Annotated in this window: 16 protein-coding genes and 2 pseudogenes; 13 read left to right on the forward strand and 5 right to left on the reverse strand. The window is 28.9% G+C overall.

Annotation, left to right across the window (positions count from 1 at the left end; all coding sequences use genetic code 11):
- The first annotated feature begins 511 nt into the window (after positions 1–511).
- The 4 genes from LQ608_RS05205 (at position 512) to LQ608_RS05220 (ending at position 3,035) form a co-directional block, all read left to right on the forward strand.
- Positions 512–1,048 (forward strand): GNAT family N-acetyltransferase, encoded by a 537-nt coding sequence (locus tag LQ608_RS05205; protein ID WP_239750451.1) that lies wholly within the window; start codon positions 512–514, stop codon positions 1,046–1,048.
- A 171-nt stretch (positions 1,049–1,219) separates the two neighbouring features.
- Entirely contained in the window at positions 1,220–1,615 is a 396-nt protein-coding gene (locus tag LQ608_RS05210; protein WP_239750452.1) for a P-loop NTPase family protein, read from the forward strand.
- Positions 1,616–1,981: 366 nt separating this feature from the next.
- Positions 1,982–2,632, forward strand: a complete 651-nt coding sequence (locus LQ608_RS05215; protein WP_239750454.1) for a hypothetical protein — start codon at positions 1,982–1,984, stop codon at positions 2,630–2,632.
- Positions 2,625–3,035 carry a hypothetical protein gene (locus tag LQ608_RS05220; protein ID WP_239750456.1) on the forward strand — a complete coding sequence of 137 codons (411 nt, stop codon included), beginning with the start codon at positions 2,625–2,627 and terminating at the stop codon, positions 3,033–3,035. Before LQ608_RS05215 ends, LQ608_RS05220 begins: the two co-directional genes overlap by 8 nt.
- 215 nt (positions 3,036–3,250) lie before the next feature.
- Here LQ608_RS05220 and LQ608_RS05225 read toward each other — a convergent pair whose 3' ends face one another.
- A complete protein-coding gene (locus LQ608_RS05225; protein WP_239750464.1) occupies positions 3,251–4,024 on the reverse strand; it encodes a nucleotidyltransferase domain-containing protein in 774 nt (257 codons plus the stop codon).
- Between the two features lie 399 nt (positions 4,025–4,423).
- On the opposite strand from LQ608_RS05225, the gene LQ608_RS05230 reads away from it, so the two are divergent.
- From LQ608_RS05230 to LQ608_RS12520, 3 genes and pseudogenes are all read left to right on the forward strand, one after another.
- Entirely contained in the window at positions 4,424–5,020 is a 597-nt protein-coding gene (locus tag LQ608_RS05230; RefSeq protein ID WP_239750466.1) for a hypothetical protein, read from the forward strand.
- 360 nt (positions 5,021–5,380) lie between these two features.
- The gene (locus LQ608_RS05235; protein ID WP_239750468.1) at positions 5,381–5,878 is read left to right on the forward strand and encodes a hypothetical protein; all 498 of its coding nucleotides are present in this window, start codon (positions 5,381–5,383) and stop codon (positions 5,876–5,878) included.
- Positions 5,879–6,929: 1,051 nt separating this feature from the next.
- Positions 6,930–7,154, forward strand: a pseudogene (locus LQ608_RS12520) (hypothetical protein); the annotation flags it as partial.
- A gap of 75 nt (positions 7,155–7,229) precedes the next feature.
- Here the strand turns inward: LQ608_RS12520 and LQ608_RS05245 are convergent.
- A complete protein-coding gene (locus tag LQ608_RS05245) occupies positions 7,230–8,534 on the reverse strand; it encodes a TrkH family potassium uptake protein (protein WP_239750476.1) in 1,305 nt (434 codons plus the stop codon).
- A 517-nt stretch (positions 8,535–9,051) separates the two neighbouring features.
- Between LQ608_RS05245 and LQ608_RS05250 the strand changes: the two genes are divergently transcribed.
- The 5 genes from LQ608_RS05250 (at position 9,052) to LQ608_RS05270 (ending at position 11,941) form a co-directional block, all read left to right on the forward strand.
- Positions 9,052–9,405 (forward strand): hypothetical protein, encoded by a 354-nt coding sequence (locus tag LQ608_RS05250; RefSeq protein WP_239750478.1) that lies wholly within the window; start codon positions 9,052–9,054, stop codon positions 9,403–9,405.
- Between the two features lie 15 nt (positions 9,406–9,420).
- Complete coding sequence (locus LQ608_RS05255) at positions 9,421–9,579, forward strand: hypothetical protein (RefSeq protein WP_239750480.1); 159 nt, start codon at positions 9,421–9,423, stop codon at positions 9,577–9,579.
- A gap of 152 nt (positions 9,580–9,731) precedes the next feature.
- On the forward strand, positions 9,732–10,703 hold the full coding sequence (locus tag LQ608_RS05260; RefSeq protein WP_239750481.1) for a thermonuclease family protein: 972 nt from the start codon (positions 9,732–9,734) through the stop codon (positions 10,701–10,703).
- A gap of 164 nt (positions 10,704–10,867) precedes the next feature.
- Positions 10,868–11,461: a histidine phosphatase family protein gene (locus LQ608_RS05265; RefSeq protein WP_239750482.1), complete on the forward strand. Its 594-nt coding sequence runs from the start codon at positions 10,868–10,870 to the stop codon at positions 11,459–11,461.
- 12 nt (positions 11,462–11,473) lie between these two features.
- A complete protein-coding gene (locus tag LQ608_RS05270; protein WP_239750483.1) occupies positions 11,474–11,941 on the forward strand; it encodes a GNAT family N-acetyltransferase in 468 nt (155 codons plus the stop codon).
- Between the two features lie 91 nt (positions 11,942–12,032).
- Here the strand turns inward: LQ608_RS05270 and LQ608_RS05275 are convergent.
- From LQ608_RS05275 to LQ608_RS05285, 3 genes and pseudogenes are all read right to left on the reverse strand, one after another.
- Positions 12,033–13,013: pseudogene (locus LQ608_RS05275) on the reverse strand (beta-ketoacyl-ACP synthase 3).
- A gap of 903 nt (positions 13,014–13,916) precedes the next feature.
- On the reverse strand, positions 13,917–14,165 hold the full coding sequence (locus LQ608_RS05280) for a GlsB/YeaQ/YmgE family stress response membrane protein (RefSeq protein WP_078357738.1): 249 nt from the start codon (positions 14,163–14,165) through the stop codon (positions 13,917–13,919).
- Between the two features lie 170 nt (positions 14,166–14,335).
- A complete protein-coding gene (locus tag LQ608_RS05285; RefSeq protein ID WP_239750484.1) occupies positions 14,336–15,595 on the reverse strand; it encodes a Y-family DNA polymerase in 1,260 nt (419 codons plus the stop codon).
- Positions 15,596–15,839: 244 nt separating this feature from the next.
- Here LQ608_RS05285 and LQ608_RS05290 point away from each other — a divergent pair, with 244 nt between their 5' ends.
- Positions 15,840–16,829, forward strand: a complete 990-nt coding sequence (locus LQ608_RS05290) for a LysM peptidoglycan-binding domain-containing protein (protein ID WP_239750485.1) — start codon at positions 15,840–15,842, stop codon at positions 16,827–16,829.
- The last annotated feature ends 112 nt before the right edge of the window (positions 16,830–16,941 follow it).

Raw genomic sequence — 16,941 nt, forward strand, 5'->3', positions numbered from 1 at the left:
GACAATGGGGTGATGCTTATGAAATATGGTTGAGCTCCAAGAAAGGTGCAACATTGACTGATTATGAGATATTAATGATTGTCATTTCAATCATTGGTATAGTGCTAATTAGTAAAAATGACCATAAAAAATAACCATCTCTAACTTTAGCTGATTTTGATGGTTATTTTTATAATTTACACAAAAAAGCTACCGTCTTTTTAACGGGCTCGTGAGGGCGAGGCATGTAAGTGCATCGTCCTTTTTATATTATAAAATTACCATAATTCATAGATGTTGTCTATTGAGATAATTGTGACGATAAATGCATTTAACTATAACTTTTATAAAGAATATCTAACCAGTTGTTATAAAAATTGAAAATATGCATAGAATCAAGTGAATATTTCATTACTTGCCCATTCTCTTTATGTGATAGAATTTAATAAATGTAAAAGACTATATAAATGAATAGATGAGTAAGTTTAATTATTTATAGTAAAAACTATCTAATATTGAGTAGGTGATTAATTTGGGAAAAGCAACAATAAGTGTTACAGAAAATACATTATTAAGAGATGCAAAATTAAGTGATGTTGAAGATTATTTAATTGTTCCTTTTGAAAAAGAATTATTAAAAATGTATGGTTCATCATTAGATCATCGTACTGAAAAGTCTAGAGAAAAAGCTGAACTTTTGATCAAAGAAATAAATAGTAACTCTTTAGAGTGGGTTATCGATTATGAAGGTGTGTTTATTGGACAAGTTAGTCTAAAACTTGAAGAAGAAGATAATAAAGCAAGATTTGCTATCGGTATATTTAATCCGAACTATTGGGGGAAAAGCATAGGAACTAGCGTTACCAAGGCAATATTAAATTATGGTTTTAATACATTAAACTTAAATAAAATATATTTAAGAGTATTGGATTATAATGAACGTGCCATTAATTCATATAAAAAAGCTGGGTTTATTGAAGAAGGCCGAGATAGAAAAGGAGCTTTAATAAATAATCAATATCATACAGATATTTATATGGGGATATTGAAAGATGAATATAAAGAATAAACCCACTTTAATTGGTGGGCTGTTTTTGTATGGTATATGATTATACATATTTTTTTAACTATTATTTTGGGAAGGTGTTTTCATGTCTAAGGTCATTATAATTAGAGGGAATTCTGGGAGTGGAAAACAACAGTAGCAAAATTATTGCAACAAAGGATTGGTTGTCAGACAATGTTGATTTCTCAGGATATGATTAGGAGAGAAATGCTGTATGACAAGCCAGGAAATCTAACTGTCGGTTTAATTGATAACTTAATTGAATATGGACTATTGAATTGTGAATTTATTATTATAGAAGGTATATTAAAAGAGCATAGATATGGTAATATGCTAAGAAAATATTTCTTAGGCAAAACAGATATATATGCATATTATTATGATATATCTTTTGAAGAAACTTTAAAAAGACATAACTCCAAAGGTGATATAGGTTTTGGTAAGAATGAATTGAAAGATTGGTTTGTTGCACATGATTATTTAGGATTAGAAAATGAAAAAGTTATAAAAGATGATGTTACAAAAGAAGAAATGATTAAAACTATACTTAAAGATCTAGATTTGAATTAATAAAAGAAACAAGATTTGTAATATATAACAAAGTGTCAACTAAGTATCAAAGTATTCTTGTTTATTATAATTTTTAAAATAGTATTCTGCCTTTAAATGCTATGTTTTAGGGTATCTAATCATAATAAATTTCATTGATTTACCTTTGATTTGGCTATTATGTATATCAAGTTGGAGTGAAAGACTATGAGAGAAATATATTCACATGACAGTGCTGAAAGTAGGTGAATTTAAGTTGAAAATCTTATTAACTTTATAAACCAAATGTTATAATATATTAGAAATAGATGTAACGATAGGTAACTAATTGTTGCATTTGGTAGTATATCTTAGTAAATAAGATATGTTATTGAGGAGGGAATCACTATGGATGTTATTTGGTCGAAGGACAATAAATTAGAAAAAATAAAATGGTTAGAAGACGAAAATAGTATAAACGATATGTCCTCACTGCAAATCCAGAAATTTTTATTTTTTTCTGAAATGTTTAATAGAGAAACCAACCAAAATTATGATTTATATAAGTTAAAAGCTTATGAAAAAGGTCCAGTTTTTAGTGATGTATATGGTGACTACACATACAGAAAAGATAAACTATTAGAAGAGGTAAGTAAAAAAGATATTAGTTTTTCTGAACAAGAAATCGAAAATATGAGAAGAGCCAAAATCTTAACATTAATTCATAATGATCAAGACTTATCTAATTTAACTCATAAATTCGATTTATGGAAATCAAAAGAAGAACGACTTCATTCTGGAGAAAGAGAAATAAAAATTCACGAAAATGATATTACATTACATGATTCAAAGTTGTTTAATCAATTATATAATTATGTAGATACTTTAAAAGAATACAAAATAGTGAAAGTTAATGATAAAGTGTTTTTATTTAACGAAAACGAAAAGGATTTATTAGAAGATCATATGTTAGAAACGCTAGAAAAAATTAGTGAAGATTCATCGTTAATAAATCCAGTGTATGTAGACATTGAGGATGGTGTATTGGTAGTTGATTAATGCAAGAGATGTTATTACTTTAAAGATCCCTTTTCCAACTATAAATGACACATTAGCATTACAAGCTCATATGTATGTGTGTTATGAAAATTCTGACACAAAAAAATTAATAAAAGCCCAAACGTATAAACCTTTATTGTTAGATAAGGTGAATTGTTATATAGATTCTGATGATTTTTTAAATGAACATCCATTTAAAAGAAGATCGCTCATAGATTTAGATAAATTCTTCATATGTAAAGATGTTACTATACCTTTAACTCTCAAAGTTAAAAATAAAAATGGAACAGTGTCCAAAAATATTTACAATCAAATTGATAATATGACAAAAGGGTTATCATTGTGTAAATCATTCCAGATCAATTCTAAAGAACTTAAAAAATTAAATCACAAAGTAATTTAACCCTATCTATAAATTAATATAGATAGGGTTTTTATTATTAAAACATCACTCTAATGTCACTCAAAAATTTAACAATATCTTAAATAAGTTGGTAATTATGTATTGTTGCTGCTTAGTTAAGTCATCCATATATACACATCCATATTAATTATTTATTACTATAGTATCCTTCCAATCTTTTAAACGCATTCTAATTGTTGTTCTTGCTTATGATGTTAAATATTATGAAATTTTTCAGTTATTATGCTAATTAATTCTTTACTTTCTTTTGACTTATTAATTTTATGTTTTTTATCCATGTTAACTAAAACGCTGATGAACTCTTTATTTAGTGTTGTTCTTTGATCAAAATAATCTTTTGTAATTACATCATTTAAGATTTTTAATCTGTAACTATCTAATTTACTTCTAGTGCCTTGGTACTTTGACCAATCACCTAGACTATTAGGTTCCTCACCATTGTCTAAATACCATAAATAACAAATAATGTTAGCCATCATATTAATTGAATAATTAAGATAATAATACTCTTCTCTTTTCTCTCTTTTATATGTTTCTATTAAATAAGATATATATTTATTTCTTACATAAACGATTCTTTCTGGTGATATAGTTACAGGTTTACTTGAATGAGTTTTAATTTGCGATAAAAAATCATCTGTATCTTTTATAATATCTATATTGTTTAACCAAATACTTGGTGTTAGTTCATCTTTATAATATACAAAAACATCTATCTTAAATAAGTCATCTAAATGAAATACGGAAAAATTATTTGATTTATCTTCTATAAATATTTTATTCTCAAATAAATCAATGAACTCGCATAAAAGTTTATCTTTTTTTGTTTGACTATCAATCACGATTCTTAAATCCATATCTGAAAAGATATCTGAATCATTTCTAGCAATACTACCTCCATAATATGCTGCGACTATTTTATCATTGTTACTAATATATCGTTCTACCATTTTTTTATACTTTTCCAACATAACCTCACCCAACCAGTTAGTAATTTTGAAATTAAGCTCTTTAAAGATAATTTTACATCATAACTATTGTTCAATCTATATTCTTTTTCTACTAAGTATTAATATTTGCGTACTCGATTTGGATACTCAGATAATAAAAAGGTCACTGAATTACAAATTCCATTTAAGTTAACACACTAATTCGATTGATCTAGTGTATAAGATCAAAAATAACCACATACTCATTGTAATTTAAATGATTTGAAATACTTTTATATGGATAGTTTTTGACTGCTAACTTGCCTAGAAATCCATTTGAGAGTTTCTGGTGTATATTTTTAAAAAATATATACTTATAGTGTGCAATTAGTTTATACTCAAATTAATCGTGTTAAATACATTTAAAGGAGAAAATGAATGAAAAAATTAATTATTTTATTATTTGCATCAATGTTAGTGTTAGGGGCATGTGGGCAGAAAGAAGAAAGTACATCTAATGATGATAATAAAGAGAATAAAAAAGAAGTTAAGAAAGATAATAGTAATAAAAAAGATAGTAAGAAGAAGGAAGACTCTAAGAAAGAAAATGCTAATAAGTCGGCATCTAATACTGAAGAAGAATCAACAGAAGAAGTGGTATCTAATGAGCAACAGTCAACAGAAGAAATACCGACTCAAGAAGTGAACACTTTGGAACAACCAACGCAACAACAAGAGGCTATGGAACAACCAACGCAACAACAAGAGGCTATGGAACAACCAACGCAACAACAAGAAGCTACTGATCAATCTGTTCAGCAATCACCTAGTAAAGAAGAAATAGTTGAACAATTCAAAAACGGACAAGATGTAAATGGTCAGGTTGATAATGAAGGCAATGAATATGTTCAGGCACAAGGTGGAGGAGATGCAATGGGATATTACAAACCAGATGGATCTTTTTGTACTGTGGGTGGTTGTGTCAGCCCAGAAGCTCAGGCAAGAATGGATAGAGAAATGGAAGAATCGGAATAAAACACGAAACCTCATTTAAAAAAGGTTTTTAATTGTTTATATTGATGATTAAAGTTTGTATTATGAAATATCAATTTATAACAAACAATAATATTTGCTAAATATGTTAACTGAAAATTTCATCATTTTTGTAATATTTTTAATGCACTTATAACCAATAGATTTCTTATTCCAATTTAAAAATATAAATGATTATACATGCTCGAATTTATAGTAGTTTGTATTCTTTTTTATAAAGTAAACTGTTTCTAATTAAAAAGATTGTTTTTTAGATGGAATAATAGTTGTGCAAAATTTAAAAGCATTAAATATTTGTATTATAAGACCATACAAAAAATATATAACATTGGAGGTATTTTAATGAAAAAAGCATCGTTATTCTTATCAATTTATTTATTAATTTTTATATTGGCAGCTTGTGGTAAGCAAAGTGATGAAATACAAGGGTCTTGGGCATCATCTGATAAAGTTTTTATAGTTGATGACGAAAAAATTATGGTATTTTATAAAGATGAAAAAGAAAAACCGTATACTACAATTTATTATACTATTGTAAACGAAGGTGACTATGATTTAACAGTTGATGTTTCAGATGAAAAAGATGATGAACCTTATAGTAGACAAAAATGGTATGTCGATCATGATGGAGCATTAAAATTATATATGGATAACAATGTTATAGAAGCTTTTCCATATGATGCAGATAGCTATGGTAAAGAGCAAACTGATACTAGTACAAGTGTTTCTGATGTCTTTTTAGTAACTATAATAATTATATGTTCCATAGCTGTATTTTTTGGGATTTCAAAAGCTATAAGAATCCCTAAAGTTAGGGAATTTTTCGGATTAGACGATTAAATTTTTAAGTTTAGGTTTATATAAAATATATTGTTATAAACTAGTGGCAACTGAGGGATGTTATTTAATGGATTATATTTTTATTAACGTTATAATTAAAAAGAGGCTTATTATCAAAGGAAGTTGTACATCTGAAACAAAAATTTAAAGAAATAAAATTCAATGAGAAGAAATCTTAAAAAATAGAAGTAGTAATACTAGATATAATTATTAAATAAAATCAGTTGTGTAATAATATAATACTATTCATATAATTTAAAGTGCACAAATTTTATGTTTTTCCTCAATTATAGGTATCAACACAATCAGTAATATAATCAAAACATAGTTATAACAATACTTATAGCGATAATTAAACGTATAGATAAACGGTATAATGAACTCCCATTGTCTCTATTATATAGCTCTCAACCCTTGTGGTTGGGGGCTTTTTGTTTTTGTTGCCACAGTATTGCCTCATCAGAGAAACAAGTCATTATCAAACTATAGTGTATAATGTAATTTAAAGTGTACTTATAGTGTGCGATTAGTTTATAATCAAATTAATCATGTTAAATACATTTAAGGGGGAAAATGAATGAAAAAATTAATTATTTTATTCTTTTCATCAATGTTAGTGCTAGCGGCATGTGGTCAGAAAGAAGATAGTTCATCTAATGATAATAATGAAGAGAATAAGGAAGATAACAAGCAAAAGGAAGACTCTAAAAAAGAAAATGCTAATAAGTCGGCATCTAATACTGAAGAACAATCAACTGAAGAAGTTACGACTGATGAACAACAGTCGTCAGAAGAAGTTAATACTAATGAAGAAGAAAATGAAAATTTGAATTATAAAAATGTTACTGATAGAGATACGTTAGTTAAAATATTATATGGTGACTACACTGAAGAACAAAAAGTTATTGCATACAATAGTGCAGTGAGTAATGATGTTATACCTCAAGGAAATGTATTAGAGGGGCCAGCAAGTGCTGCATATGAAAGTTCATTAAGAGTGGAAAGTGGTGAAGAAAAATCTATTTACGATGAATTACCTGATGATAATGAACCTTCTGATGAAATAGTTGATAGATCTAATGTTATGGATTTTGTTGAGGATTATGAGGGTGAAACTTTAGATACTGACTCATACACATTTAAAGAACCTGAGCATAGAGATGATGGTAGTTGGGGATTTGCTTACTATACTAAAGATGGTGAACTTGCGGGTTCTTACATTGTGGACGAGTATGGTATGGTTAGTAAATTTGATGAAGATGGAATTGAAGAATAAAAAAACCTCACTTAGCGTGAGGTTTTTTGTCTATATTGGTGAATATATAGTAATTTGCATTTTCAACTAATTATTCTACAAATGAATCTTCTCTGTTGAATAATAATATCCTTCTTTTTTTGGATGGATAAATATAGCCATAATAATCAGAATGCCTATTTTACCTATTATCATTAAAAGGATTAGTACGATTTTAGATATTGTTGTTAAATCTGCTGTAATACCGGTTGATAGTCCGACTGTACCGAATGCTGATATTGTTTCAAATAATATTTGTGACATGCTGAATTTTGGATTTTGAATCGATATGATAAATGTTGTGATTAATACTAAAATACTTGATAAAAAGCCGATTGTGATTGCTTTATTAATTTGTTCGTTGATAATACTTTTCTTAAATATATGAGAATGTTTTTGACTTTTTAATTGTGAGTATATATATACTAATATTATTGTAAAGGTAGTGACTTTTATTCCACCACCTGTACTCATGGGACCTGCACCTATGAACATCAACATATCGAATATTAAAAGGGTGGAATCATGTAATTGTCCAATATCTACAGTATTAAAACCAGCTGTTCGTGTTGAAACGGATTGAAATACTGATTTATATATTTGTACAATCCAGTTATCGTTTTTTAATGTATTATTTAATTCTAATAACCAAAATGATAGGGATCCGATAAAAATTAATGTTCCTGTAGCAGTTAGCACGATTTTTGAATGTAATTTTAATTTAGTTATTCTTTTTGATTGCCATAAATCTAATATAACGATATATCCAATGCCTCCTATTATGATTAACAATGGAACGATAACGTTTACTATTAAATTATCGCTATATGGAATCAGACTTTTAGAAAATAGTGAGAATCCTGCATTATTAAATGATGAAATTGATGTGAATATGCTAATGAATCCACCTTTTGCTATGCCGTGGTCAGGGATAAATACTGCGGATAATATGATTGCACCAATTAATTCTACTATTAAACTAAAAATAACTAATCGCATCGTTATTTTTAAGAGACCAGAATCATTATCCTCGCTCCATGTATATAATAATAATTCTCTATTTTTAAAAGAGATATTTTTTCTTGTTAAAATCAATATAAAAATGGTTAATGTAACAATACCTAAGCCGCCTATTTGTATTAATAATAAGATAACTAGATAACCTAAATCATTGAATTGGCTAGGTATATCCACTGTTGAAAGTCCGGTTACTGTAAAAGCACTTGTAGCAACAAAGAAAGCATCTATAAAGTGGATAGATTTTCTTCCTGTTATCGGTAAATAAAGCAATATGGAGCCAACAATTGTTGTAGTCAAAAATAGTGTAAGATAAAGTATCGTTAATTTAGATATAGTGTTCATGTTATATCACCTTTTATATGAGATAAATTGATATTAATCCTATATAACAAGAAAGGCAATTATAAAGTTGAAATTATTAATTCGATCAAACAAAAAATCTCTCAATCATTACGGTTGAGAGATTTTCTTACTTATTATATTTTTTCATCTGAAAAACATTTCACTTAAAAATTTTAATATAGCAAATAGGGTTAATAGTACACCAAACGAAAATAGAAAAATGTTGAAAATACTTTTTCCTTCCCATATTATTACTAGCAATCCTACTATTGTTATTATAATGCCACATAATAAGTACATATTTCCTCCGATTGTTTCTTCTAAATATTTCAAATTTATTTATTATTAATATTTTATCATAAGTATTAGAAAATTTTTATATGAAAGAATTGTGATCTAAAGATAAGATGATATTTTAGATGCAAGTTGCTACAGCAGGTTGCCCTTATTGCACAATTATAATACTATTGTTTTATAATTGTTATTACATAAATTTGATAATATAAAGGGTGATCGAATGGTTCGTGTATTTATTGGGATTGTTGTTATATTTAATGCTTTGTTAGTAATACTTGGTATTAGTTTTGATATATATACTTCAAATTTAGGGGTTAGAGATGTTTTTTATGAGTCTTTAATGGGTAAATTTAGACATCAGAATAAAGCAGGTACTACAATTGGTCTTGGCATGTCCTATTTATCACTGATATCTTTATTTCTTATTGTTTCCATCAAAAATTGGAATAAAGGGATGAAAATTGGGATACCCTCATTAATATTCTTTTTATTTTCGATGATATTTGTTTTTATTCAAATGTTAAGAGGGCTGAAATTCGTAATTGAATTTATTTTTACTAGAATGATTATCTAATCTGTGGGGGCATTTATGAGAAAAAAATATAAGAAGAATAAAGAGAACAAATTTAGTTTTTGGGATTTTTTTGAAGGGTTTTTTATAATTTGGGATTTGATTAAAGGTGCAGTTTTTATTATTCCAAGGTTGTTTGGATGGGCTATAAAATTACTTTTTAAAATATTTGATTAAAAACATCGTAAAGGTGTTTTTATTTTTTTTGCACATAAATTGTAAATATAATCTTTTTCTATTAAATTAAGCGATATTTTAAAATATTAATATTAATTTCTGAAAAATTTGGTATTATTAAAATAATGATAACTTAATTAGGAGAGAATATAATGAAAAAGGGTCTGTTATGGTTTGTAAGTATTATTATCGTGATGATTATCATAGGTGGTTGCAGTGAAGATAATACTGAAAATGACCAAGTTAGTAAGGAAAATGAAAAGTTAAAAAGTGAACAGAAAAAATTAGAAGAAACAAATAAACGTCTTGAAGATAAAGTGAAAAAATCTGAAGAGAAAAATGAATCAGATAAGAAAGAACAAGTTAAAGAAGAGGAAACAGTAGAAAGTTCAGAAGAGAAAGTTGAAGTAGAACAAACGGAAAGTACTTCTACTGCTACAAAGAAAGAAGAACAAAAGTCATATACGCCAGGTACGACTGATAGAATACCTGTTGAGCTTGCATCAACAGTTGATGGGGATACGGCTAAGTTCATTTATAATGGCAGCAAAGAATCATTTAGATTCCTGTTAATTGATACACCTGAAACGAAGCATCCTCGAATCGGGAAACAACCTTTTGGGCAAGAAGCTTCAGATAGAACGAAAGAATTACTCACTAATGCAAATAAAATTGAAGTCGAATTTGATGTAGGTGGCGAGCAAGATAAGTATCAACGATATTTAGCATACATATATGTTGATGGCGAAATGGTTAATGAAATATTAGTTAAAGAAGGTTTAGCAAAAGTAGCATATGTTTATCCACCTAGTACACGTTATTTAAATCAGTTAGAAAGTGCACAAGAAATAGCTAAAGAACAAAAATTAGGTGTTTGGAGTCTTGGAAGTGCGTTTGAAGAAGATCATTCTTCTGAACAATCAACATCAAGTACATCAGATGTTCAAAGCGAACTTGAGACAACGACAGAAACACCAAGTATAGAAAGTAATAGTGGTAGTGAATCTTATCCAAACTGTACAGCACTTAGAGAAGTATATCCAAACGGCGTACCAAGCACACATCCAGCATATGACTCGAAACATGATAGAGACAGCGATAACTTTGCATGTGAAGCAAGTTAATAAATAAACACCCTTAAGAGCCTGAGACAAATTAATTATCTCAGGCTCTTATCATTGTATTGGTATTATATGTATTAACTATTTTGAGTTCATGTTATCTCGTGAACTGTCATTTTATAAATGGTACAATTGATTTTAAATCATTTTATAGAGAGGTCATGATTATGACAAATTTATATTTTTTAAGACACGGTGAAACGGACTGGAATGTAATGGGAAGGATTCAAGGTAGGACTGATATTCCGCTTAATTCTAATGGTGTTCGTCAAGCTAAAGAGAGTAGTGAGTTTTTAACGAATTTAAATATAGATTACATTGTAACGAGTCCATTAAAAAGGGCGCAAGATACAGCGAAAATTGTTCAAGAGAAGATTAATGTAGATTTAATTGTAATGGAAGAGTTTATAGAATTATCTTTCGGTGATGCTGAAGGTATGACGTTAGATGAACGTTTAAAATTATATCCTGATCGCGTTTATCCAAATCAAGAAGAAGAATCTAGTTTTAAAACACGATTCTCTAAAGGGTTAGATATAGTACAAAATAAATATAGAAATAAAAACGTACTTATTGTATCTCATGGAGCGCTTATTAATGCGATCTTGTATCATTATTCTCATGGAGAAATTGGTACAGGGAAGATTAAACTTACAAATGGTGGGATTACATCACTTGAAATGACTGATGAGAAAGTAGAGGTTCTTGAATATAATAAAATAAATCATTTATCTCAATATAATCGAATAGGTGAAATCTAGGAGTGTGACATCATGAAAATCAGAATGTTTGAAACAAAAGATGCTCAAGAAGTATGTGACTTGATCATACATACGTTGAGAACGACAAATATCAAAGATGAATCTATTGAAGAAATAGAGAAGGTAGTTAGGACGATTACACCTGAATCTATAATAGAAAGAGCGAGCTTCACGAATTTTTATTTATTTGAAGATAATTTTAAAATTATAGCAACTGGAGCTATTGGTCCGTATTGGGGTAGTGAAACTGAAAGTAGTTTATTTACGATTTTTGTTTCTCCAGAATATCAAGGTAGAGGTATTGGCAAATTAATTATTGAAACACTAGAAAATGATTATTACTTTAAAAGTGCAAAGCGTATTGAAATACCCGCTTCTGTAACTGCAGTTCAGTTTTACAGAAAGTATGGATATGATTTCAAAGATGGTATTAAAGAAAAAGACGACGAAGGTATCCATAGAATGGAGAAGTTTAGGTAATATTGTTTGTTAAGATATATTTACTTAATGAATAAATCACAAAATAAATAATACCCGCTCTTTTAATAATTAAGAGTGGGTATTATTTTTATTATATTGACCATTTAATTAAAACAGATGAATAAGTTAATCCTCCACCAAATCCTACTAGCATTAGAAGATCATCTTTTTTAATCTTGTTTTCTGAAATTGCTAGGTTAATGGATAATGGTATTGTTGCTGAAGAAGTATTTCCATAGTGTGCAAGACTCATTAAAGTTTGGTCTTTTTGAATTTTAGACTTTTCACAAATAGATTCAATCATTCTAGCATTTGCGCTATGAGGTACAAACCAATCTAAATCATCTATTGTATAACTAGATTTATCGAGTGTATTACTTACAATTTTAGGGACCGTACTAACAGCCCATTTATAAACGCCTCTTCCGTTCTGAACAACGAAACCGGGATTTTCTAATTCTTCGTTAAACATTTCTTTAGATAATTCTGAGCAATATAAATTACCACCTTTATTACCATCAGAGCCAAAACTACTCGTAATAAAACTTGGATCATCTTCGGAATATTCAACTAAAAATGCACCAGCGCCATCGCCAAATAATATGCATGTGTTTCTATCCGTATAATCAGTTATTTTTGATAATGTTTCAGAACCTATGACTAAAATCTTTTTATTTTGACCTGAAGTTATAAGTCCATTTGCTATATTTAAACCATATGTAAAACCTGCACAAGCAGCATTAATATCTATTGCACCAGCATTCTCAAGTCCTAATTTAGCTTGAATATATGACGCAACACTTGGTGTTTTGTAATCAGGTGTTAATGTTGCGTTGATAATCATATCCACATCACTTAAATCAACATTATAATTTTGTTGTAAATCTAGAACTGCTTTATAACTTAAATCACTGGTATATTCATTATCTTTGGCAATTCGACGTTCTATAATTCCTGTTCTTTGTTGTATCCATTCATCTGATGTGTCTACAATTTTTTCGAAATCTTAATTGTTCATTGCTTTTTCAGGAACATAAGCACCTTGAGCTGTTATTTTTGCGTAAGAAATCACTTTTATCACCTTATTTATCTCTATATTTAGTACCTAGTACTATTATTACATACTTATACTAAGTATTAAATATTTGAATATATTTAATTATAAGTTTTATGTGTATAATAATCTGTTCTCGGGTAATAGAAGTAAAGAAGGTTAATAACCAAATAAAAGCTATGTATGAGGAGTTGATATAGATGGGTAATGTGGTAAGACGTATTCTAAGATATGTAGGTACAGCGCTTATATTTAGATTTATTCGTAAATTATTTAACAAAGGTACGAATAAAGGCTAATTAATGGTAAAAATTATTAAACTTTTTTGAAAGTATTGTAAATTCAATGTTTATTTATACAATACGCCGGGTATTTAATGAGTACAAAGCTATTTACCTAGAGTGGTTTTGAAAATATTTATTCGTATATATGTAAATTAATAAACACATCATAATTATATTGTGAAGTGTTGGACTGTCAACAGAGGGGACTTTGTTGACAGTTTTTTTATGGCCTTTTTGATTGTAATATCTTATAAGTAGTGTCGTTAGAGACATAATTCCGAGAAATGTCCGTAAGAAGTGTTGTAAGGGACATAATTCTGAGAAATGTCCGTAAGAAGTGTTGTAAGGGACATAATTCCGAGAAGTGTCCGTAAGGGGTGTTGTTAGGGACAAAATTCTGAGAAATGTCCGTAAGAGGTGTTGTTAGAGACATAATTCCAAGAAATGTCCGTAAGAACTAGTATCTAAGGAGCACAATTCGTAATTCTGCTAGTAAGCGCAGTCTAAGCAGTGCAATCTAAGCATCAAACGACATATGCACTTCAAGCGACACAATCAAGTCTATTCCCACAAAGTTCACTTTCTCCATACACAAAAAAGAGCCGAGACAATTAATTGTCTCGGCTCTTAAAGCAATTTATTTTCTGATTGCTTTTAAAATAAATGAAAGTACTAAGATTAAGATGATTGAACCGATTAATGCTGGAATAATTGCAATTCCACCAAATACTGGTCCCATATCTCCTAATAATGATCCACCAATTGCTGAACCGATAATACCTGCAATAATGTTACCAATAATTCCACCTGGAACATCTTTACCTAAAATAACTCCTGCAAGCCAGCCGATTAAACCGCCGACGATTAACATTAATATAAAGCCCATAATAATTACCTCCTATTTTTGCACTTCTTCTTATATATCCAAAGTGAAGGATGTTTAAACGCATCTTTAAAATATAAATTGGAAAAATACACATTTAAAGTAATTATTTGGAAAATATTTGATAAATTCAATGTTTTACTGCTGTTTGTATATAACATATTTTTAAAATATTAAGCTTTATGGCCTGCGATTAAATCTTTTCTTTCTAACAATGTACCACTGTTTAATAAGCTTGAACCTCGCATTACGATATTCTTTCCATATTTCATACGTATAAAATCTAAATGATTCTCTATTGTTTCTGTCTTAACTTGAAATGGATCGTCAAATAAAGATAATTGTTTAATTTGATTTGGAATAAACTTACCAAATGAAATAGCAATTGTTCGATAAAGTCGATTAGGTTCTAATTGTTTCGATAAATAGTCCCATAATAAATTTACGATGACGTAAGTATTCATAAACCCATTCTTATTTGTAAATTGTTTACGAACACCGCCTATATCAGCATAGCCAACACTAACACTTATTCGAGTAGGGTATAAGTTTAACTTTCTGGATCTATAATAAACTTCATCTACTTGTTCGTTTAATACAGTTTTGAGTTCATTCATACTGTAATCACGCATGAGTATTTGAGACTTTCCTAAAGATTTATCATATGCCTTATGTGGCTGCCTAATCATACTTTCGTCTATACCATTAGCGTGTAAATGTAAGTCAACACCAATAACGCCAAAGTCCCGCTTCAAATATTCAACTGGATAGTTAGCTAAATGACCTACTGTAAATATACCTTTTTTGTTGAGCTTAGCTTCTGTACGTCTATTGATACCCCACATTTCTCTTAAAGGTTGAATTGACCAAACTTTATTAGGAACATCTTCATAACGCCATTCTGATATACCGAGTTGGGTATGTTTAGCATCAATATCCATAGATAGTTTAGCAAGTAACATATTCGAACCAATTCCAATCGTACTGCGAATATGGGCAAGATTAAATATACGTTCTTGCAACTGCATAGCCAGTGAAAAAGGAGAATGAGCAAACAAATGATATGATTCTGAAACATCCATAAAAAACTCATCTATACTATATTGATGAAAATCTTCAGGTGCTACATAATCTAAAGCAATTTTACTAATTTGAGTTGATAGTTGAATATACTTTTTCATAGATGGATTAATAACATAAATATCTTTACGTTGAGGAATTTCAAATAAACGAGATCCCGTTTTAATGCCAATTGCTTTTAATGGTGGTGTAGAAGCAAGTACGACAGAACCTGGACGTTTCGTATCAGCAACAACAGCAAGCTTCGTTGTTAATGGGTCTAGACCCTTTTCAATACAAGACACAGAAGCAAAGAAACTCTTCAAATCTACACATAAAATATCCCGATTTAAGCAATAACTGTAGTCATACATAAAAATCACCCCAGTCATATAGTATCTTTATTATACGAACATACGTTCTGTTTTGTAAAGTGAAAAGTCGTATAAAAAGTAATATATTTATCATGTTGATAAACAGGTAGATGGGGATTTGGTGTTTTGAATGGAATGATATATTGTTTGTAATAAATATTTAATATAGCGAAATATTCTTCAACTATATTAATTAATTATATTTTGTAATACAATGTAACAATAAAATCTAAGGGGGATTATTATGAAGTATAAGTTTGGAACAGCTTTAATTTTGACATCTAGTTTATTACTTTCTCAATCTCATTTTTATGTAAATGCGGATGAGAAAAATAATGAACAGACTGAGAACACAAGCAAATCAATTAGTTTTGAACAAGCACAGAAGATGAACCCAAAAGAATTAACTAACATATTAACAGACGAAGATTTAAAATTACATAATAAAGTTGCTGAAAAGAATTCAACAGATATGGAAACAAATCGCAATACAAATGAAGCTTATCAAAACGTAAATAGTTATATTGATAAAAATAATATTAAGCCTTCAGCGATTACGCAAGATTCTAGAATGAATAGTTTGCCAAAATATGATTACAAGTCAGATAAATTTATTGGCGTGATTATTCATGAAACAGCAAATTCTAATAGTACGATCGATGAAGAAATTAATTATATGTATAATAACTACGAAAGTGCCTTTGTCCATGCTTATGCAGGTAGTAGTAAAATTGTGCAAACAGCCTCAAGTGATTATTTAGCATGGGGGGCTGGTGCAAAAGCAAATCCCTATTTCTATCAAATAGAGTTGGCACAGTCTAGTACATTCGATCAGTTTGCTAAATCAGTAAATAACCAAGCATACTTAACAGCTAAAATGTTAGATCAAAATGGACTGAAACCATCATTAGCTGATAATAATGAGGGGACAGGAACAGTTATAAGTCATAACGCAATAAGTCAATATTATGGTGGAACAGATCATACTGATCCTATTAATTACTTTAGCCAGTGGGGATATGATATGAATCAGTTTTATAGTCTAGTTCAAAAGCACTATAACCAGTTGAATGAATCAAGTGATACAATTACTGGAGATACACATACAGTCGTATCAGGAGATACATTATATAATATTTCTCAAAGAAGCGGCGTAAGTGTAGCTGAAATTAAAGAACTCAATGATTTAAGTTCAAATGACTTAACAGTAGGACAAGTATTGAATTTGAAATAAATAGGATAGAAAACTAATTTATATACAAGGTTTTGTTAAGCCTATATCAATAAAACAATTAAAACTGTCGACAAAGGTCAGACTTTGTCGACAGTTTTTTTATGCATAATTT

Source organism: Mammaliicoccus sp. H-M34, assembly GCF_022386495.1.
Taxonomy (GTDB): Bacteria; Bacillota; Bacilli; order Staphylococcales; family Staphylococcaceae; genus Mammaliicoccus; species Mammaliicoccus fleurettii.